Genomic DNA, 19189 nt, shown 5'->3' on the forward strand with positions numbered 1-19189 from the left:
GCTGCGCGAGGAACTTCGGCAGGCCGTGCAGCCGCGTCGGCAGCGATCGGGATCACTGCACCCGGCGACGCGATATGCTGGCTTGCTGACACGAGAAGGCAGGCTTGATGAAGAGCAACTCGCTCATCGAAATCGACCGGGCGCACCTGATCCACCCGGTCAGCGCCTATCGCGCACACGAGCGCAAGGGCGCCACCGTGCTGACCAGCGGCGACGGCATGTACCTGACCGACAGCCAGGGCCACCGCCTGCTCGACGCGTTCGCCGGGCTGTGGTGCGTCAACATCGGCTACGGCCAAGAGTCGGTGGTCGAGGCCGCTGCCGAGCAGATGCGCCGCCTGCCCTACGCCACCGGCTATTTCGGCTTTGCCAACGAACCGGCGATCCGGCTGGCGGAAAAGCTGGTCGAGCTGTCGCCGCCGGGACTGGACCGCGTCTATTTCTCGCTCGGCGGGTCCGATGCGATCGATGGCGCGGTGCGCTTCATCGTGCATTATTGGAACGCCCGCGGGCTGCCTTCGAAGAAGCAGATGATCGCGCTCGACAAGGGCTATCACGGCTCGTCGACGACCGGCGCCGGGCTGACCGGCCTGCCCGCCTTTCACCGCCAGTTCGACGTTCCGCTGGCGTGGCAGCATCACATCCCGGCGCCCTATGCCTACCGCGATCCTCAGGGCCGCGACGGCGAGGCGCTGATCGCCGCTTCCGTCGCCGAGCTGCGCGCCAAGGTCGAGGCGCTGGGGGTCGACAATGTCGCCGCGTTCTTCGCCGAGCCGATCCAGGGGTCCGGCGGTGTCGTCGTGCCGCCGGTCGGCTGGCTCAGGGCGATGCGCGAGACCTGCACCGAACTCGATATCCTGTTCGTCGCCGACGAGGTCATCACCGGCTTCGGACGCACCGGCCCGATGTTCGCCTGCGAGGCCGAGGGCGTCACCCCCGACCTGATGACCCTCGCCAAGGGCCTGACCGCCGGCTACGCGCCGATGGGCGCCGTGCTGATGACCGAGGCCGTGTACGCGACGATCGCCGACGGTCCCGACAACCACCTGCCGATCGGCCACGGCCAGACCTATTCGGGCCATCCGGTCAGCGCCGCGGTCGGCCTGGAGGTGCTGCGCCTGTACACCGAGGGCGGCATCCTCGCGAACGGCCAGGCGCGGTCGGTGCGCTTCGGTGAGCGGCTGGGCGAACTGGCCGCGCACCCGCTGGTCGGCGATGTCCGGCAGCGCGGGCTGCTCGCGGCGATCGAGCTGGTCGCCGACAAGTCGACCAAGGCGCGTTTCGACCCGGCGCTCGGGCTGGCGGACCGGCTGACCGCCACCGCCTGGTCGAATGGCCTGATATTCCGTGCGTTCGCCGACGGTTCGATCGGCCTTGCGCCGGCCCTCAGCTGCAGCGTCGACGACATGGAGGTTTTGCTCGCCCGGCTGACCCGGACGCTCGACGCGGTACTTGACCAGCCCGATGTTCGTAGCGCAATCGTTGATCCATGATGGTGGTCCGACGCCTTGAAAGATCACCGAGATGAGCTTGGGGCCGAAGCTGGATCGCCTGGATTTCAAGATCCTTGCGTATCTCCAGAATAACGGCCGCGTCACCAACGTCGACCTTGCCGAAGCCGTCGGCCTGTCGCCCAGCCCTTGCCTGTCGCGGGTCAAGCGGCTGGAGAAGCACGGCTATATCATCGGCTATGGCGCCACGATCAATCTTGCCAAGCTGGGCTCGATGCTGACGGTGTTCACCGAGGTGACGCTGACCGACCACCGCAGCGGCGACTTCTCGCGCTTCGAGCAGCGGGCACGCACGGTCCCGGAAATCGTCGAGGCGCACCTCGTCAGCGGCGGCTACGACTATCTGCTCAAGTTCGTGGCGCGCGACGTCAGCCACTACCAGGAGACGATCGAGAGCATCCTCGAGCGCGACTTTGGTATCGAGAAATACTTCAGCTACATCGTCATCAAGGCGGGCGTCATCAAGCGCAACCCGCCGATCGACGCGCTGTTCGACGAGCGATCGGAGTAGGACATGCGCGCCGACACCCACGAGATCATGGCTCTGGTGCCCGCTTTGATGGCGGTCCGCCACGACATCCACGCGCACCCTGAGCTCGGCTTCCAGGAGCACCGCACCGCCGCCGCCATCGCCGCGACGCTGCGCGACATCGGGCTGGAGGTGACCACGGGCATCGGCGGCACCGGCGTCGTCGGCGTGCTGCGCAGTGGCGACGGCCAGGGCACACTGGGCTTTCGCGCCGACATGGACGCGCTGCCTTTCCACGAGGAAAGCGGCGTGACCTACGCCAGCACCGTTCCAGGCGTCTTCCACGGCTGCGGCCATGACGGGCATGTCGCGATGCTGCTCGGCGCCGCTCGCCACCTGCACGCGACGCGGCGCTTCTCCGGGACGATCAACTTCATCTTCCAGCCCGCCGAGGAAGGCCAGGGCGGCGCCAAGGTGATGATCGACGACGGGCTGTTCGAGCGTTTTCCGTGCGACCGGGTATTCGCCCTGCACAACTGGCCCGACCTTGAGGTCGGCAGCATCCGGACGCGACCCGGCGCGATCATGGCGTCGGCCGACCGCTTCCAGATCATCGTCTCGGGGCGCGGTGGCCATGCTGCCCTGCCGCACCAGACACCGGACGCGATCCTCGCCGCCTGCGATCTCGTCACCCAACTCAACGCCATCGTCTCGCGCCGCGTCCCGGCGACCGCCGCCGCCGTGCTGTCGGTGACCAAGGTCGCGGGCGGCCACGCCCACAACGTCATCCCGGCCAGCGTCGAAGTGCTTGGCACGGTGCGGACCTTCGACGGTGCGATACAGGACATGATCGAGGCTGCGGTACGCGACATCGCCGCCGGTGTCGCGCTGGCCAGCGGCACGTCGATCAGCGTCGACTATAATCGCTATTACCCGGCGACGATCAACGATCCGGCGGCGGCTGCAGAGGCGCTGGCAGCGGCTGCGGCGGTCTGCGACGACGCGGCGATGGCTCCCGACCCGGCGTTTACCTCGGAAGATTTCGCCTTCATGCTCCAGGCTCGACCGGGGGCCTATGTCTGGCTAGGACAGGGTCGCGGCGCGCGCGGTGCGGCGCTCCATCACCCGGCCTACGACTTCAACGACAAGGTAATCCCCATCGGCATCGCCTGGTTCACCGAGCTCGCCGAACGACTGTTGCCCGAGACGTGACGCTGTTGTCGCCCTGGTTTCGCGCCCTCGTGCTGGCCATGATGATGACGCTGTGCGTGTCGCACGCGACGATGTCCGAAGCGGTATCGCATCATTCCCAGGCCCAGACGATCGGCGACCGCCTGAGCGACGAGTTCCAGGACGAACTGCACTCCGCGCATTACGACGATGTCGGCGATCCCGGCGATGCGCCGGTCGTGCATCTCCATCTCCACGCCGACAATGTCTCCGTCGCGCCGGCGCTCGCCGCCCCCGTTGCCACTCCTGCAGCAGCACCGGTGATGGGGCCGGCGGTGGTGCTGACCTCCCACGCGACGCCACCGCTGGTCGAGCCACCCGCAGCCTGATCCGAACCGCGCGCGGACATCCCCGCGCCGACGTCCCAGCTACGGATCGGATCAGCCATGACTATATCGATGCGGGCAGCGATGCTCGCGGTCGCCTGCATGCCGTTTGCGGCACAGGCGGCACCACTGTCGCTCGACGACGCCCTGGGCCGGGCGTTGGCCTTTTCACCCCAGAACGAGGTTGCGCGGGCGCGTGACTCGGGCCTGTCGGCGTCGCGCCGCGCTGCCGACACCAGGCCGCTGGCGACGATCGACGCGCAGAGCGAGAACCTCGGCGTCGGCGGCCGCGACCTGCGCGACCAGATGCAGTTCGACGTCGCCTATACCCAGCGCATCGAGCGCGGGGGCAAGCGCGCCGCCCGCCTCGCCTTCGTCGACCGGGAGCTCGACGTGTCGCGTGCCGAGGCGGTCGTCGCCCGGCTGGAGGTCGCGGCGCAGACCCAGAAGCTCTACATCGAGGCGCAGTCGGCATCGGTCGCGCTCGGCGCCGCCAGGGACCGGCTGGCGCTGGCCAGGACCGTGGCGCAGGAGGTCGGGCGCCGCGTCACGGCGGCGCGCGATCCGCTGTTCGCCGGCACCCGCGCCCGGACCCAGTTGGTCGAGGCCGAGGTCGAGCTGGAGGTCGCGACGCACGAGCGCGACCGCTGCATCGCGCGGCTGGTGGCGCTATGGGCCGGAAGCGTCGACGGCATCGAGATCCCGACCACCGACTTCCTCGAACTCGTTCATGTCGAGCAGGATCACCCGCCCTCGCCGCCCGACCTTGCGGTCTACCAGGCCCGTAGCGCGCAGGCGGAAGCGAGCATCGCCCTCGAGCGCGCCCAGGCGGTGCCCGACCCCAGCGTCATGGTCGGGCCGCGCTACCTCGTCGGCAGCGGCGACATCGCGCTGATCGCCGGCGTCTCGATGCCCTTGTCCAACCGTCACCTGAACCGCGCCAACATCGACCGCGCCGAAGCGGGGCGTCGCCAGGCCGAAGCCAATCTCGCGGTCGAACGCTTCCAGCGGTCACGCGAAATCGACACCGCGGCCGAGGAAGTCGAGGAGGCCAAGCACGCCGCAGAGTCGATCCGCGACCGCGTCCTGCCCGGCTTGCGACAGACACTGGCGGAGGTGCGCGCCGGCTATGCGCGCGGCGGCTTCGCCTTCCTCGACGTGTCGAGCGCCAGCACCGCGCTGGCCGAGGCGACGTCGCGCATGATCGCCGCCGCGACGCGCTTCCATCTCGCCCAGGTCAGGCTGGACCGCCTGACCGGGCATTTCGCCGATATCGCCCGGGAGGCCCGCTGATGCGCCGTACCATCCTTATCGCCGCCCTGCTGCTTTCGGCCTGCGGCAGCGAGCCGGCCCCCAAGCCCGCCGAGCATGCCGTCGCCGGTGCCGAATACGAACGCGGTCCCCACAACGGACGGATGCTCCGCGACGGTGACTTCGCCATCGAGCTGACGGTGTTCGAGGACGGCGTGCCGCCCGAGTTCAGGCTGTATGCCTATCGCGCCGACAAGCCGGTGCTGGCCGGCGTCGATGCGACCGTCGTGCTGACCCGCCTCGACGGCGAGGTCGATCGCTTCGCCTTCCGCCCCGAGGAAACCTATCTTCGCGGCGATGCGACGGTGGTCGAGCCGCACAGCTTCGACGTCGAGGTCATGGCCCGGGAAGGTGGGCGCAGCCACGTCTGGAAGTTCGCCTCTCCCGAAGGCCGCGCCGTCATCAAGGACGCCGCGGCGCGGGCCGCGGGCATCACGATCGAGACGGCCGGCCCTGCCGAGATCGCGCAGACCGTCGAGCTGATCGGCCGCGTCGCGCTCGATCCGGCAGCCACCGCCCAGGTCGGCGCGAAATATCCGGGCCGGGTGATGTCGGTGCAGCACAATATCGGCGACCGCGTCCGCGCCGGTGCCTTGCTGGCCCGGGTCGAGAGCAGCGAGAGCCTGCAGACCTATTCGGTCACCGCGCCGATGTCGGGAACGATCACCGAGCGCCGCACCAACGTCGGCGCGGTCACCGGCGGCGAGCCGTTGTTCGTCATCGCCGACGCATCGCGTGCCGTCGCCGAGTTCCCGGTCTTCCCGCGCGACATGGAACGCGTCCGCGCCGGACAGGCGATCACGGTGCGCGGCCTCGAAGGCACCCGCTCGCAGCGCACGACGGTCCGCGATTTCCTGCCGATCGCCGACATCGGCAGCCAGTCGCTGACGGCGCGCGCGCAGTTGCCGGGCGGCGGCTGGTTTCCCGGCATGAACGTCAAGGGCCTGGTCACCGTCGAGCGCCGCCGCGTGCCGCTGGCGGTCAAGACGTCCGCGCTCCAGTCGTTCCGCGATTTCACCGTCGTCTTCGCCAAGATCGGCGAGACCTACGAGGTGCGGATGCTGAAGCTCGGCCAGCAAGGCTCCGAGTGGACCGAGGTCCTGTCCGGCATCAAGCCCGGCCAGGCCTATGCGGCGACCGGCAGCTATGTCGTGAAGGCCGATATCGAGAAATCCGGCGCCAGCCACGATCATTGAGGAGAGCGACATGCTCGAACGCATCATCAGGCTGTCGATCCGGCAGCGCTGGGCGGTCCTCGCGATCGTCCTGCTGCTCGGCGCTATCGGGATCGCGGCTTTCGGTCGGTTGAAGATCGACGCGGTCCCCGACATCACCAACGTCCAGGTCCAGATCAACACGCCGGCGCCCGGGTTCTCGCCGCTGGAGTCCGAGCAGCGCGTCACCTATCCGGTCGAGACCGCGCTGGCCGGGTTGCCGGGGCTGGAATACACTCGCTCGGTCTCGCGCTACGGCCTGTCGCAGGTCACGGCGGTGTTCCGCGACGGCACCGACATCTATTTCGCGCGACAGCTCGTCTCGGAGCGCGTGCAGTCGGTGCGCGGCAGCCTGCCTCCGACGGTCGAACCGCAGCTCGGGCCGATCGCGACCGGGCTCGGCGAGATCTTCATGTACACGCTCGACGCCCGGCCGGGGGCGCGCAAGCCCGACGGCATGGCCTACACCGCACAGGACCTGCGTACGCTGCACGACTGGGTGGTCCGCCCACAGCTTCGCAACGTGCCCGGTGTCACCGAGGTCAACGCCATCGGCGGCTTTCGCAAGCAATACCATGTGACGCCGCTGCCCGACCGGCTGGTCGCCTATGGCCTGACGATGGGCGACGTCGCGGCGGCGCTGGAGCGCAACAACGCCAATGTCGGTGCCGGCTATGTCGAGCGTTCGGGAGCGCAGTTCCTGATCCGGGTGCCCGGCCAGGCGACCGGCGAAAGCGACCTCGCCGGGATCATCGTCGCCTATCGCGGCAACACGCCGATCCGCGTCGCCGATGTCGCCGACGTGGTGATCGGCTCCGAGCTGCGATCGGGCGCGGCGACGCACGCCGGCAAGGAAGTCGTGCTCGGCACCGCGCTGATGCTGGTCGGCGAGAATGCGCGCGAGGTCAGCAAGGCGGTCGCCGCGAAGCTGGTTGAGGTCAACCGTTCGCTGCCTGCGGGGATCGTCGCCAACGCGCTGTACGACCGGTCGACGCTGGTCGAGGCGACGGTGCGGACCGTCGAGAAGAATCTGGCGGAGGGCGCGCTGCTGGTCATCGTCGTGCTGTTCCTGCTGCTCGGCAACTTCCGCGCCGCGCTGATCACCGCCGCGGTCATCCCGTTCTCGTTCCTGCTGACGATCACCGGGATGGTCGCCTACGACCTGTCGGGCAATCTGATGAGCCTCGGGGCGCTCGACTTCGGGTTGATCGTCGACGGCGCGGTGATCATCGTCGAGAACTGCCTGCGGCGGTTCGGCGAGGCGCAGCACCGGCTCGGGCGCCTGCTGAACAGGGCCGAACGCCTCGATCTCGCTGCCGGGGCTTCGGCCGAGGTGATCAAGCCGAGTCTGTTCGGCGTCGCCATCATCACCATCGTCTATGTGCCGATCTTCGCGCTCGAGGGCGTCGAGGGCAAGACCTTCCACCCGATGGCGATCACCGTGGTCATCGCGCTGGTCGCGGCGTTGCTGCTGTCGCTGACCTTCGTGCCCGCGGCGGTCGCGACCTTCGTCACCGGTCGCGTCGACGAGAAGGAGAACCGCGTCATGCGCTGGTCGAAGGCGCGCTACGCACCGCTGCTGCGCTGGGCGCTGGCGTGGCGCGGTGCGGTGCTGCTCGGCGCGGTGGCACTGGTCGCGCTCAGCGGCTTCGCGGCGTCGCGGATGGGGTCGGAGTTCATCCCCAACCTCGACGAGGGCGACATCGCCCTGCATGCGCTGCGCATCCCCGGCACCAGCCTGACGCAGGCGGTGGCGATGCAGGAGGCGCTCGAACGCCGCTTGAAACGCTTTCCGGAGGTACGCGACGTGTTCGCCAAGATCGGCACCGCCGATGTCGCCACCGACCCGATGCCGCCGTCGGTCGCCGATACCTTCGTGCTGATGAAGCCCCGCGCCGAATGGCCCGACCCGCGCAAGACCAAGGGCGCCCTGGTCGCCGAGATGGAGGAGGCGGTCACCCAGGTCCCGGGATCGCGCTACGAGTTCCTCCAGCCGATCCAGATGCGCTTCAACGAGTTGATCGCCGGCGTCCGCTCCGATGTCGCGATCAAGGTCTTCGGCGACGACCTGGCCCTGCTCGGCACCACCGCCGACGCGGTGCAGGCGGTGCTGGAGAAGGTCCCCGGCGCGCAGGATGCGCAGGTCGAGCAGATGAGCGGCCTGCCGTTCATCCAGGTCATCCCCGACCGGCTGGCGCTGAGCCGGCTGGGCCTCAACGTCGCCGACGTCCAGCAGGTCGTGGCGACGGCGATGGGCGGCACCACCGCGGGCGAGGTCTTCGAAGGCGACCGCCGCTTCGACATCGTCGTCCGCCTGCCGGAGCGGCTGCGCACCGATCCCGGCGTGCTCGACCGCCTGCCGGTGGCGCTGCCGCCGCGTCCCGACGGCAGTCGCGGCTTCGTGCCGCTCGCCGAGGTAGCGCGGATCGAACAGGTCGCCGGGCCCAATCAGATCAGCCGCGAGGCGGGCAAGCGCCGCGCCGTGGTGACGGTCAACGTCCGCGACCGCGACCTCGGCTCGTTCATCGCCGAAGTCCGCAAGCGCGTCGCCGCCGAGGTCAAGGTCCCGGCCGGCTATTGGATCGCCTATGGCGGCACATTCGAGCAGCTTCAGTCGGCCGCTACCCGCCTGCAGGTGGTCGTGCCGCTGGCGATGCTGCTGGTCGTCGGGCTGTTGTTCGCGCTGTTCGGGTCGATCCGCGATGCCGCGGTGGTGTTCTCCGGCGTGCCGCTGGCGCTGACCGGCGGGGTCGCGGCGTTGATCCTGCGCGGCATCCCGCTGTCGATCTCGGCGGGTGTCGGCTTCATCGCGCTGTCGGGGGTGGCGGTGCTCAACGGCGTCGTCATGCTCAGCTTCGTGCGGCAGTTGCGCGCCGAGGGGATGGGCCTCGACGATGCGATCCGCGAGGGCGCGCTGTCGCGGCTGCGCCCGGTGCTGATGACGGCGCTGGTCGCCAGCCTGGGGTTCGTGCCGATGGCGCTGAACGTCGGCCTGGGGTCGGAGGTCCAGCGCCCGCTGGCGACCGTCGTCATCGGCGGCATCATCTCGTCGACGATCCTGACCCTGCTGGTCTTGCCGGCGCTATACCGCCTCGTTCATTCACGTTCCGCAGAAAGGCCGATCCATGACGTTGCTGTACAAGGCTGATCCAGCCCGCGGACGCCGCTGGGCCGAACTGTTCGCGCAGAAAGCGCCCGGCATCGAGCTTCGGCTATGGCCCGACGTCGGTGATCCCGCCGACATCCGCTACCTGTCGGCATGGACCCTCGAGCCCGGCCTGCTGGAGCGCTTTCCCAACCTCGAGATCCTGTTCTCGATCGGTGCCGGCGTCGATCAGCTCGACCTGTCGGTGGTGCCCGAGCCCGTCATCGTGGTGCGGCTGGTCGAGACCGGACTGGCCGACGGCATGGCCGAATATGTCGCGATGAGCGTGCTGGCGCTGCACCGCCACCTGTTCGACTACACCGCGCAACAGGCCGAGCAGCGCTGGAAGTCGATCCCGCAGACGCCCGCGGCCAAGCGCCGTGTCGGGATCATGGGCCTCGGCCAGATGGGCGAGGCGTCGCTGCAGGCATTGTCGGCGTTCGGCTTCGCGCTGCGCGGCTGGAGCCGTTCGCCGCGCGACATTCCGGGGGTCGATTGCTTCCACAGCCAGGCGCAGTTCGCCGACTTCATCGGGGGCTGCGATATCCTGGTGTGCCTGTTGCCGCTGACCGACACGACACGCGGGATCATGGACGCGTCGCTGTTCGCGCTGCTGCCGCCGGGCGCGTCAATCGTCAACGCCGGGCGCGGCGGCCACCTGGTCGAGGACGACCTGCTTGCCGCGCTGGCCAGCGGTCAGGTCTCGCGCGCCGTGCTCGACGTGACGCAGGTCGAGCCGCTGCCCGCCGGTCATGCCTTGTGGAGCCACCCTCGCGTCGTCGTGACGCCGCACGCCGCGTCCGCCACCGATGCCGACGGCGCGGGCCGAGCGCTGATCGCCAATCTGCAGCGCTACATCGCGGGCGGCGAGCTGGTCGGCCGCGTCGACCGCAACCGCGGCTATTAGGCGGGCTCGAACAACTCGCCGTAGAAGCCCTCGGTCTTGACGGTCAGCGTCACCGGGGTTTCACCGCGATTGCGCCAGTACCAGCCGTGGGTGCCGTCGAACGGTGCGGTGAAGCTGCCCTGCGCCGAGGTCAGATCCTTCTGCTTCCAATAGCTGGTGAACTGGCCCTCGGTGGCGCCCTTGGGCTCGCCGTGCATGTCCATCCGGACGGGGGCGCTCGACGTCCAGCGGAAAACGAAGCTGTCGCCGGTGGACATGCGCGACTTGATCTCCATGCCCGCATGCGGGGCCAGGGTGATCGTCTTCTCGTCGCTGCGGAAGGTTGTGGCCTTGGCGATGTTCGCCTTCGACTGCACCGGCACCGGCGCCACGGCAGTGTTTTCGACGCTGTCCGGCACCCGCGCTTCGGCTGCGGTCTCGGCATCGTCGCCGCCCGCCATGCGGGTCAGGCCGAGCGCCTTGCCGACGCCGGTCGGGTCGATGCCGTACTCGGCGGGCAGCACGAACAGCGTCAGGACGATGCCGCCGGCGACCAGCGCCGCCAGCGAGGCACGACCCAGCGTCTGCGCCGAGGCCTGATAGGGTGCGCTGCTCATATCGTCCGCTCCGTCGCAAAGCCGGCCAGCTGGTAGCCGACAAGGATGATGCCCGCGCACATCAGCACGGTGTTGGCGACGACGACGCTGCGCGCGAAGTTCGGCGTGCGCCGCCACAGGGTCATCAGGATCAGGATGACGCTGAGCGCCATCAGCTGCCCGGCCTCGACACCGATGTTGAAGCTGACGAGGTTGGCCAGCAGCCCGTCGCGCGAGACGATAAGATCCTGCAGCTTGGTCGCCAGGCCGAAGCCGTGGAAGAAGCCGAACACCAGCACCGCGATCTTCTGGTTGGGCTGGAAGCCGAACAAGGTCGGGAAGGCCCCGAGGTTGTCGAGCGCCTTGTAGACGACCGAGAACCCGATGATCGCATCGACGATGTATGAATTGGCGTGGATGTTGAACAGCACGCCCGCCAGCAGCGTAACGCTGTGCCCGACGGCGAACAGCGAGACGTATTTGGCGACGTCCTTCATTCGGTAGAGGAAGAAGATCACCCCGAACAGGAACAGCAGGTGATCGTAGCCCGTCACCATGTGCTTGGCGCCGAGGTACAGGTACGGCACGATGTTGACGCCGGGATTGTTCTGGATGAACGCCTTGTCGGCCTCGGCGACGCCGTGCGCGAAGGCGTCCCCGGACAGGCCGAGGGCGAGCAGCGCCAGCCAGAGGCCGGCGTAGCGCGTGATCGCGGTCACTTGATCGTGAAGATCGTCGACGAGCGCGCCTTGGTCGTGCCGTCGATGACCATGACGCCGACCTTGGCGCCCTTGGCGAGCTTGAGGCCCTTGGCGACGAAGCTGTTGCCTGCCGCCGGGGTCATCGCGACCTCCTGCTTGGCGGTGCCCGACGTGATGCTGAGCTTGGCGGTCATTGCCGTGGCGGTGACCGGCTCGTCGTCCTCGCTGACGTACAGCATGGTGCCGGCGGGGGTGGTGGCGAGCTCGAACAGCGTCTCGCCGTTCATCTGGACCTGCCCGCCATGCTCGGGCTTCATGTTCCCATGAGCGAGGACCGGCTGGGCGACGAGCAACGCGGCAAGGGCGATAAGCTGGATCTTCATCGGAAAACTCCCTGGTTTCTGGATGCGCAGGCTATTCGGGGACATGGGCGAGGGTGAACGCCAGCGTCGCGGTGTACTCGTAGCGGTCGATCTTCTTGGGGTTGTCGGTCGGGCCAACCTGAACTGCGCGGATGATGTTCAGGCCCTGGTTGCGCACCGGCATCGTTACGGTGCCATCGGCCTTCGTCTTGACCGGCGTCGCATCGGGATCATTGACCATGTCGTTGATCACCTCGGCACCGGCGACCGGCTTGCCGTTGAAAAGGACGCGGTAGGTCAGCGGCGTGCCGAGCTTGGTCGGAATCGCACCGACCGGCACGATCTGCAGGACCTGCCCGGCGAGCGGCGGGATCGGCTTGCTCAGCGCACCTTGGATGGTGACGGCGTATTTCAGCGTCGTCTCGGCGCGGGTCGCGGTCGGTGCCTCGTCGCGGCCCTTCTTGACGATCTCGCCGCCGGGCAGCCACGACCAGGTGCCGTTGTCGAGGATCACCGAGACCAGCGTCGGCGCGGCATCGGTGTCGACGATCACCAGCGAACCGGCAGTGCGCAACGCCGCGCCGATCGGCTGGTAGTCGGCATCATAGGCCTTGAGGTCGTGCATGTTCGGCTGGCGCTTGACCGCTTCGAGGTCGTCGGCGCCGATGCCGTAGATGATCGCGAGTTGCTTGGCGCGCTGCGCGAACCAGATGCCGTGCGCTTCGACCGGCAATGCCGCACCCGCGACCATTGCGCCGGCGAGGACGAAGGAAAGTCGCTTCATGTGCTGCACCCTTTGATGACCTGCACACCAAGCTAAGTCCGGATCGTCCGCAGAATTAGCTCTTGTTACGACGGATGCAGCATATTCGCCTGCTCAGAACCAGAATCGCACGCCGAAAACGACGCTCTTCGACGTTCGTCCGTCGCCGTCGGCCCGGGCGAAACGGGCGGTGTCGCCGACCTTGCGCTCCCACGATACCCCGACGTACGGCGCAAACTCGCGCGCCAGCTCATAACGCAGGCGCAAGCCCAGCTCGACGGTCGAAAGACCCGAGCCGATCCGGTTATCGCGCACGTCCTGCGCGGCGAAGTTGAGCTCGGCGCGGGGCTGCAGGATCAGGCGCTGGGTGATGCGCTGGTCGTAATAGCCCTCGACGCGCGCCAGCAGATCGCCCTTGTCGGACAGGAACAGCGCGGCCTCGACGTCGAACCAATAGGGCGCCAGCCCCTCGACGCCGACGGTCGCATAGGTGCGCTGCGGGCCGGGGCGGAAATCGTGGCGGACACCGGCCTGGAGATTCCAGTAAGGGTCGACGGCGCGGCTGTACAACGCCTGGACCTTTGCCGCCTCGACGCCGCCGCGAAGCAGCCCCTCGCCCTCGGTCTTGAGGGTCAGGCGGTTAATGTCGCCGCCGATCCACGCCTCGCCGTCCCAGCGATAGCCGTCGCCGCCCTTAACCGCCTGGTATTCGGCGAGGTTGAAGATCACCTGCGAGAACGACTGGCCGCCGTGCTCGGCATGCATCTCGTCGCGGGCCCGCTGCATCGTCGCGGGCGGATAAAAGCGATCGGCATAGTGATCGGTGGGAACGTCGGGCGCCTGCCCGCCGCCGGGCTTGAGCGCCGTGCCACCCTCCGCCGTCGGCGTAGCGGCAGGAGCGGCAGCAGCAGACGGCGCCGCCGGCGGCATGGGAGGCATGCCGTGCATCGAATGGTCCATCTCCTGTGCCGCGGCCGGACCCGCGACCAGCAATGCGATCAGCAACGATGCCCGGGTCATGCCGCCACCGCGGGGCGAACGCTGACGACGCGCATCATGCCGGCGTGCATGTGGTACAGCATGTGGCAGTGGAAGGCCCAGTCGCCGATCGCGTCCGCGGTCAGGTCGAAGCTGACGCGGCCGCCGGGCTGGACCAGCACCGTATGCTTGCGCGGCGCGAACTCGCCCTTGCCGGTTACCAGTTCGAAGAAGTGCCCGTGGAGATGGATCGGGTGGCCCATCATCGTGTCGTTGACCAGCGTCACCCGGACGCGCTCGCCCTGGGTGAAGGCGATCGGCTCGCTGGCGTCGCTGAACTTCACCCCGTCGAACGACCACATATAGCGTTCCATGTTGCCGGTCAGGTGGATGTCGATCGCCCGCCCCGGCGCCCGCACGTCGGGGTTGCGGTCGACTGCAACCAGGTCGCGATAGGTCAGCACCTTGTGGCCGACATCCTCCAGCCCCTGGCCGGGATAACCGGTGCGGTCCACCGCCATCGGCGACAGCGTCTGGACGCCGGGATTGCGCGCCACGTTCGGCCCATTGTCGAAATTGCGCATCGACATGTCCATGTCGTGCATCCCGGACATGCCGCTCATGTCCATGCCCATGTCCTTCATCGTCGCGACCGGACGGGTGCGCAGTGGCGGTACGGCGGCGACCATGCCGGCGCGCGGGGCCAGGGTGGCGCGCGCCATGCCGGAGCGGTCGATGCTCTCGCCGACCAAGGTGTAGGCACGGTCCTCGACCGGCTGGACGATGACGTCATAGGTCTCGGCCGGGCCGAACTGGAATTCCTCGACCTCGACCGGCCGGACATTGAGCCCGTCGGCCTGCACGATACTCAGCTTCAGTCCGGGGATACGCACGTTGAAGGTGGTCATCGCCGAGGCATTGATGAAGCGCAGCCTGACCCGCTCGCCCGGCTTGAACAGCCCGGTCCAATTGTCCTGCGGCCCGTTGCCGTTGACGAGATAGGTGTACGCCGACCCGGTGACGTCGCCGATATCGGTCGGGTCCATGCGCATCGCGCCCCATTCGACGCGCTCCGCCGGCTTCTGGTCGCGGCCCGCCAGCAGTCCCGCCAGCGTCTGCTTCTGCCGGTTGTAATAACCGCCCTGCAGCTTCAGCTTGCGATACATCTCGTGACCATGCAGCTGGCTATGGTCCGACAGCACGATGACATGCTCGCGGTCGGAGACGGTCGGATCGACGCCGGCCGGATCGATGACGATCGGACCGTACAGCCCGATCTGCTCCTGCAACCCGGAATGGCTGTGATACCAGTAGGTCCCTGCCTGGCGGACCGGGAATTCATAGGTGAAGCTCGACCGCGCCGGGATGCCCGGGAACGAGATGCCCGGCACGCCGTCGAACTGGGTCGGCACGATCAGCCCGTGCCAATGGAGCGAGCTATCCTCGTCGAGCGTGTTGAAGATCTTCAGCCGGACATTCTGCCCCTCGCGCAGCCGGACCAGCGGTGCCGGCACGGTCCCGTTGATGCCGATCGCATGGCTGTAGCGACCGTCTACCATCATCATCTGCTCGGCGATGCGCAGCTCGATATCCTCGCCCGAGACTGTCGGCAGGGCAGACCTGATGCCCGCCGATACCGGCTGCGCCCACGCCGGCAGCGCCAGCCCGACACCGGCGGCGACCGTGCCGCGCAGCAGCTGGCGACGATTGAAAAGACTGTTCATTCGATCCCTAACTCAGGCTGTCAGGCTGGGTACGCAGCCGGGCCATCCGGCCCTCGCCCGACCGCGCGGCTCAACGCCGCACGCGCACGGTACAGCCGGGTCTCGACCGCCTTGTCGCTGATCCCGAGGATCGCCGCGACCTCGGCTTGCGACAGTCCCTCGATCGCCCGCAACACCAACGTCTCGCGCAGCTTTTCGGGCAGTTCGGTGACCGCGTGCGCGACCTTTGCCAGGTCCTGGCGGTCGGCGGTGGTGACGTCCTGTCCCGGCAGGTCGATCGGCACCTGCTCGGCGACATCGTCGATCCGCCGGGCAAAGGCGAACACCCGCCGCACTGCGCGCCGCCGGCCCCAGTCACGGCATTTGTTGACTGCGATCGTCGCCAGCCATCCGCGCATCGACCGCGTCTCGTCATAGCGCGACAAGGCACGGTGCGCCGACAGGAAGCTTTCCTGCACCAGGTCGAGCGCCTCGTCGGGGTCGCCGACGTTGCCGACGACGATGCGGTAGAGTGCGCCGCGATGCCGCTGCATGATCTCGGCAAAAGCGCGGTCACGGCCGGCAAGCGCCAGCGTCGCCAGCTCGCCGTCGGTCAGCGCCTCGAAATTCACCCGCCGTCGGCGGTCAGCGCCTTGACGACCGCCTTGTCGAACTTCGCGGCCTGCGCCGGGGTGAGCAGCGCGCGCATCGCAAAGACATGCGCCAGCGTCTCCTTCTGGAGCTGGCCCATGACATGATGCGTGCGGTCGATCGCGGCGCTTACCTGGGGGCCGTTGCCATGCTCGGCCTCGATCGCTGCCGCCAGCCGGGCATTGTCGGCGCGCATCTCCATCTCCAGCGCCCGGCGGCGGATCGAGAAATCCTGCTCCAGCTTTTCCAGACGGGCATGCTGATCGGGCGCGAGGTCGAGGCCGTCGTGGATCAGATGGTGGAGTTCGACGCCACCGGCAGGCTCGGCGGGGGCGAACAGGCTGCGACCGAGGTAGACGCCGCCGAACGCCGCGACAAAGGCCAACAGGCCGATCAGCAGTGCGGCGCGAACCGCGTTCATTCGCGCGGGATCAGCAGCGACGAGGGTGCCAGCGCCAGCGGCGACACCGCGTCGGCGTGACGGGCGAACGCCACCGACGCGCCGCCGCCCGCGACGCCCGCGACCAGTGCCAGACCGGCGAAGGCGGCGCCGAGGCGGACCAGGAAACCCTGGCCCTGCCGCTGGGCGTCGGCGATCCGGGACAGCACGCGGCCGTCGATGTCGGCCAGCCCGGGTGGCTCAGCGCGCGCCCCGAGCCGTGCCAGAAGCTGATCGATATCGTCCACAGGCCGGTCTCCCTGCGCCTTCATACGCGAAACCGGCCTTCGACCCTCAGAACTTGTAGGCAGCCCTGATCGTCCATTCGCGCGGCGCGCCCGGCACCGTCCACAGGGCCGCGTACGACGACGGGTAATAGTGCACGTTGAACAGATTGTTGACGTCGGCAGAGACCCGGATCGCCTCGGTCACGTCGAGCGCACCGAACAGGCGGACCGTCGTATAGCCCGGCAGCCGGTAGGTGGTGGCGGTCTCGCCGAGGCGGCTAGAGACGTACTTGACGCTGCCACCGACATTCAGCGCGCGCTCGCCGATCATGAACTCCTTCGACAGCAGCGCGCTGACGCTGTGCTTGGGAATGTTGATTAGCGGATCGCCGGCGAAAATCGTGCGCCCGAAGTCGGGATCGAGGATGTCGTCGGCGATATAGGCGTCGGTATAGGCATAAGACAGCACGCCGGTGATCTCGCCCGGCAGCTTGGCGTTCAGGTCGAACTCGACGCCCTTGCTCTTGGCGCGACCGACGTCGAGGGTGAAGCCGGCATTGACCGGATCGGCGGTCAGGACGTTCGACTTCTCCATCTTGTACAGGGCTAGGGTGCCGCTCAGCCGGTTGTCGAGGATGTCGAACTTGGCGCCGACCTCGTACGACTTGGAGGATTCGGGGCGGAATGCCTCGTTGCGCACGTTGACGCCGGTGTTCGCCCGGAAGCCCTTGGAGAAGCTGCCGTAGAAAGTCAGTTCCTCGCTCGCCTTGACGCTGAGGCCGACCGACGGACTCCACTGGTTGAACTTCTGGAAGGTCGGGACATAGCCAGTCGGATTGGCCGCCCGGGCCAGTCGGTTGACCACCGTCTGGCGATAGTCGTCATAGCGGATACCCGCCTGGATCGACAGCCAGTCGGTCAGCTCGATGCGGTCGCGGAGATAGGTTCCCCAGGCCTTGGCAACCTCGGTGCGGCTCTGGAAGGCCGACATCGGCAGCGCCGTCACGTCGGTATAGACCGGGTTAAAGATGTCGATGGCATTCAGGGTGCGCAGCGTCGCGGCCGAGATATTGCCCGATGCGACCTCGGCCCGCTGCGCGGCGCTGAGCGCCGGCGGACGATAGCGCGTCTGCAGGATGTCGAGCTTGAACCACTCGTAATCGCCGCCGAACAGGATGTTGTGCTTGATCGAACCGGTCATCAGGCTGCCCGACACTTCGGCGCGCGGGATCAGGTCCTTGCCGGTGTAGTCGCGGAAGATGCGGCGGCGCGACAGGGTCCGGCCGTCGAGGAAGAACGGGTTGCGAGCGGCGGCGAATTCGGGGTCCTCGCCAAAGCCGTCGAACGAGGTGTAGCGATAGGCGATGCCGCCGATCAGCTTCCAATCGGCGAACAGCTTCTGCTCGGCCTGGAGCTGATGTCCGACGACCGTGCTGGAGATGTTGCCGTCGCTGGGCTCGCCGAGGAAACGTGACCGCGGCAGCGCGCCGGGATCGCCGTTGATCGCGACGACGCCGCGATCGAACGGGGTCTTCTGCTTGGTGAACTCGAGCTCGTAATTCGCGGAGAAGTCGTCGAGCTTGAGCAGGACCGACGGCGACATCGTGAACTTCTTGGAATGGAGCGTGTCGCGGAAGCTGTCGCCCTGCTCATAGGCGCCAGTGACGCGCACCGCGACCTTGTCGTTCAGCGGCAGGTTGTAGTCGAGCTCGCCGCGATAGGTGTCGAAGCGGCCGATACTGGCCTGGACCTGCCCGCCGGCGCGGAAGAACGGTTTCTTGGTGACGATGTTGACCGTGCCGCCGGGCTCGCCGCGGCCGAACAAGGCCGATGTCGGGCCACGCAGCACCTCGATCGCCTCGACGTTCGAGGCGTCGCGCGGGCCGGCATAGCCACGAGCGCCGTTGAAGCCGTTGACCAGCACGCCGGTCGGCGAATTGGGATCACCGACGAAGCCGCGGATGGCGAACGAGTCGAACATACCGCCAAAGCCGTTCTGTCGCGAAATGCTCGCCGACAGGTCGAGCGCGGCGTCGAGCCGGGTAATGTTGAGTTGCTGGAGCGTCGCTCCCGAAATAACCTGCGTCGCCTGGGGAAGCTGCTCCAGCGGAACATTGCCGCGATAGGCCTGGATCCGCCCGGTAACGAGAATTTCGTCGGCCTGCGCGATTTCCGTTTGCGCCAGCAGTGGAGACGGGGCCTGGCTCGCGGCTAGGATCAGCGCAACCGACTTGATCGGCAGAGACCTGGAACAATGTGACTTCATGTTGCTTCCCCGGTTAAATCGAATTTCCCAGAGCACCTCTTATTTCTTGGCGGTCACGATCCGAACTTACCGGTCGTGCCGATTCAGGAAGCGTCTCACCCGAAAGTATGCCGCGCCATTCCGGTATAAGCCGCCGAGTCGACCGGCGTTCGAGTGTCGTTATATTGAAATATCGGTAAATGACGCATGATCTGCCGGGTCGTCATCGCAGCGACTTTCAGTGCGAGGCGGACAAAAGCGCCGCGACGACGCGGCAAAGGTCGCCCGCGCCTGCTGCCGGGATATCGAAGGCGATCCGCTATCGTGACGGGTCAACTGGCCGGCAATCCCGATGGCTACCCGCGGTAAAGTTCGCCGTGCCAAAATCGCGCTCCGGACGTTAGAACATGCAACACGCTGAAAACTATGAGT

General features: G+C 67.7%; 18 protein-coding genes. 8 read left to right on the forward strand and 10 right to left on the reverse strand.

Features of this window, described 5'->3' with window-relative positions:
- The first annotated feature begins 107 nt into the window (after positions 1–107).
- The 8 genes from ACOFKW_RS02965 to ACOFKW_RS03000 are packed head-to-tail and all read left to right on the forward strand — an operon-like array spanning position 108 to position 10113.
- Positions 108–1493, forward strand: a complete 1386-nt coding sequence (locus tag ACOFKW_RS02965; protein WP_419815868.1) for an aminotransferase class III-fold pyridoxal phosphate-dependent enzyme — start codon at positions 108–110, stop codon at positions 1491–1493.
- A 31-nt stretch (positions 1494–1524) separates the two neighbouring features.
- On the forward strand, positions 1525–2022 hold the full coding sequence (locus ACOFKW_RS02970; RefSeq protein WP_419815869.1) for an Lrp/AsnC family transcriptional regulator: 498 nt from the start codon (positions 1525–1527) through the stop codon (positions 2020–2022).
- A 3-nt stretch (positions 2023–2025) separates the two neighbouring features.
- Complete coding sequence (locus tag ACOFKW_RS02975; protein ID WP_419815870.1) at positions 2026–3192, forward strand: amidohydrolase; 1167 nt, start codon at positions 2026–2028, stop codon at positions 3190–3192.
- Positions 3189–3539: a hypothetical protein gene (locus tag ACOFKW_RS02980; RefSeq protein WP_419815871.1), complete on the forward strand. Its 351-nt coding sequence runs from the start codon at positions 3189–3191 to the stop codon at positions 3537–3539. The genes ACOFKW_RS02975 and ACOFKW_RS02980 overlap by 4 nt, the downstream gene beginning before the upstream one ends.
- 57 nt (positions 3540–3596) lie before the next feature.
- On the forward strand, positions 3597–4829 hold the full coding sequence (locus ACOFKW_RS02985; RefSeq protein WP_419815872.1) for a TolC family protein: 1233 nt from the start codon (positions 3597–3599) through the stop codon (positions 4827–4829).
- Positions 4829–6043, forward strand: a complete 1215-nt coding sequence (locus ACOFKW_RS02990) for an efflux RND transporter periplasmic adaptor subunit (protein ID WP_419815873.1) — start codon at positions 4829–4831, stop codon at positions 6041–6043. Before ACOFKW_RS02985 ends, ACOFKW_RS02990 begins: the two co-directional genes overlap by 1 nt.
- Positions 6044–6053: 10 nt before the next feature.
- Positions 6054–9209: an efflux RND transporter permease subunit gene (locus ACOFKW_RS02995; RefSeq protein ID WP_419815874.1), complete on the forward strand. Its 3156-nt coding sequence runs from the start codon at positions 6054–6056 to the stop codon at positions 9207–9209.
- Positions 9187–10113, forward strand: coding sequence for a 2-hydroxyacid dehydrogenase (locus tag ACOFKW_RS03000; protein WP_419815875.1), 927 nt, complete (start codon positions 9187–9189; stop codon positions 10111–10113). The genes ACOFKW_RS02995 and ACOFKW_RS03000 overlap by 23 nt, the downstream gene beginning before the upstream one ends.
- On the opposite strand, the gene ACOFKW_RS03005 is transcribed toward ACOFKW_RS03000, so the two are convergent.
- The 10 genes from ACOFKW_RS03005 to ACOFKW_RS03050 all read right to left on the reverse strand — a co-directional run bounded on the left by ACOFKW_RS03005 (position 10110) and on the right by ACOFKW_RS03050 (position 18778).
- Complete coding sequence (locus ACOFKW_RS03005) at positions 10110–10709, reverse strand: hypothetical protein (protein ID WP_419815876.1); 600 nt, start codon at positions 10707–10709, stop codon at positions 10110–10112. The genes ACOFKW_RS03000 and ACOFKW_RS03005 overlap by 4 nt on opposite strands.
- A complete protein-coding gene (locus tag ACOFKW_RS03010; RefSeq protein ID WP_419815877.1) occupies positions 10706–11407 on the reverse strand; it encodes a HupE/UreJ family protein in 702 nt (233 codons plus the stop codon). Before ACOFKW_RS03010 ends, ACOFKW_RS03005 begins: the two co-directional genes overlap by 4 nt.
- Entirely contained in the window at positions 11404–11772 is a 369-nt protein-coding gene (locus tag ACOFKW_RS03015) for a hypothetical protein (protein ID WP_419815878.1), read from the reverse strand. Before ACOFKW_RS03015 ends, ACOFKW_RS03010 begins: the two co-directional genes overlap by 4 nt.
- A gap of 31 nt (positions 11773–11803) precedes the next feature.
- Positions 11804–12535, reverse strand: a complete 732-nt coding sequence (locus ACOFKW_RS03020) for a DUF4198 domain-containing protein (RefSeq protein WP_419815879.1) — start codon at positions 12533–12535, stop codon at positions 11804–11806.
- Between the two features lie 93 nt (positions 12536–12628).
- Positions 12629–13534: a copper resistance protein B gene (locus ACOFKW_RS03025; protein WP_419815880.1), complete on the reverse strand. Its 906-nt coding sequence runs from the start codon at positions 13532–13534 to the stop codon at positions 12629–12631.
- Complete coding sequence (locus tag ACOFKW_RS03030) at positions 13531–15216, reverse strand: copper resistance system multicopper oxidase (RefSeq protein WP_419815881.1); 1686 nt, start codon at positions 15214–15216, stop codon at positions 13531–13533. The genes ACOFKW_RS03025 and ACOFKW_RS03030 overlap by 4 nt, the downstream gene beginning before the upstream one ends.
- A 20-nt stretch (positions 15217–15236) precedes the next feature.
- Complete coding sequence (locus ACOFKW_RS03035) at positions 15237–15827, reverse strand: RNA polymerase sigma factor (RefSeq protein ID WP_419815882.1); 591 nt, start codon at positions 15825–15827, stop codon at positions 15237–15239.
- Positions 15824–16267, reverse strand: a complete 444-nt coding sequence (locus tag ACOFKW_RS03040; protein WP_419815883.1) for a periplasmic heavy metal sensor — start codon at positions 16265–16267, stop codon at positions 15824–15826. Before ACOFKW_RS03040 ends, ACOFKW_RS03035 begins: the two co-directional genes overlap by 4 nt.
- Complete coding sequence (locus tag ACOFKW_RS03045) at positions 16264–16533, reverse strand: hypothetical protein (protein ID WP_419815884.1); 270 nt, start codon at positions 16531–16533, stop codon at positions 16264–16266. The genes ACOFKW_RS03040 and ACOFKW_RS03045 overlap by 4 nt, the downstream gene beginning before the upstream one ends.
- 46 nt (positions 16534–16579) lie before the next feature.
- Positions 16580–18778, reverse strand: coding sequence for a TonB-dependent siderophore receptor (locus tag ACOFKW_RS03050; RefSeq protein ID WP_419815885.1), 2199 nt, complete (start codon positions 18776–18778; stop codon positions 16580–16582).
- Between the last annotated feature and the right edge of the window lie 411 nt (positions 18779–19189).

Source organism: Glacieibacterium sp. (assembly GCF_965200405.1).
Taxonomy (GTDB): Bacteria; Pseudomonadota; Alphaproteobacteria; order Sphingomonadales; family Sphingomonadaceae; genus Glacieibacterium.

Excerpts from the sequence above, each read along its gene's own strand:
- ACOFKW_RS02995 (WP_419815874.1), top strand. The coding sequence starts at position 6,054 with ATGCTCGAACGCATCATCAGGCTGTCGATCCGGCAGCGCTGGGCGGTC.
- ACOFKW_RS03005 (WP_419815876.1), bottom strand. The coding sequence starts at position 10,709 with ATGAGCAGCGCACCCTATCAGGCCTCGGCGCAGACGCTGGGTCGTGCC.
- ACOFKW_RS02965 (WP_419815868.1), top strand. The coding sequence starts at position 108 with ATGAAGAGCAACTCGCTCATCGAAATCGACCGGGCGCACCTGATCCAC.
- ACOFKW_RS03025 (WP_419815880.1), bottom strand. The coding sequence starts at position 13,534 with ATGACCCGGGCATCGTTGCTGATCGCATTGCTGGTCGCGGGTCCGGCC.
- ACOFKW_RS02990 (WP_419815873.1), top strand. The coding sequence starts at position 4,829 with ATGCGCCGTACCATCCTTATCGCCGCCCTGCTGCTTTCGGCCTGCGGC.
- ACOFKW_RS03030 (WP_419815881.1), bottom strand. The coding sequence starts at position 15,216 with ATGAACAGTCTTTTCAATCGTCGCCAGCTGCTGCGCGGCACGGTCGCC.
- ACOFKW_RS02985 (WP_419815872.1), top strand. The coding sequence starts at position 3,597 with ATGACTATATCGATGCGGGCAGCGATGCTCGCGGTCGCCTGCATGCCG.
- ACOFKW_RS03050 (WP_419815885.1), bottom strand. The coding sequence starts at position 18,778 with ATGAAGTCACATTGTTCCAGGTCTCTGCCGATCAAGTCGGTTGCGCTG.
- ACOFKW_RS03015 (WP_419815878.1), bottom strand. The coding sequence starts at position 11,772 with ATGAAGATCCAGCTTATCGCCCTTGCCGCGTTGCTCGTCGCCCAGCCG.
- ACOFKW_RS03040 (WP_419815883.1), bottom strand. The coding sequence starts at position 16,267 with ATGAACGCGGTTCGCGCCGCACTGCTGATCGGCCTGTTGGCCTTTGTC.
- ACOFKW_RS03020 (WP_419815879.1), bottom strand. The coding sequence starts at position 12,535 with ATGAAGCGACTTTCCTTCGTCCTCGCCGGCGCAATGGTCGCGGGTGCG.
- ACOFKW_RS02975 (WP_419815870.1), top strand. The coding sequence starts at position 2,026 with ATGCGCGCCGACACCCACGAGATCATGGCTCTGGTGCCCGCTTTGATG.
- ACOFKW_RS02970 (WP_419815869.1), top strand. The coding sequence starts at position 1,525 with ATGAGCTTGGGGCCGAAGCTGGATCGCCTGGATTTCAAGATCCTTGCG.
- ACOFKW_RS03000 (WP_419815875.1), top strand. The coding sequence starts at position 9,187 with ATGACGTTGCTGTACAAGGCTGATCCAGCCCGCGGACGCCGCTGGGCC.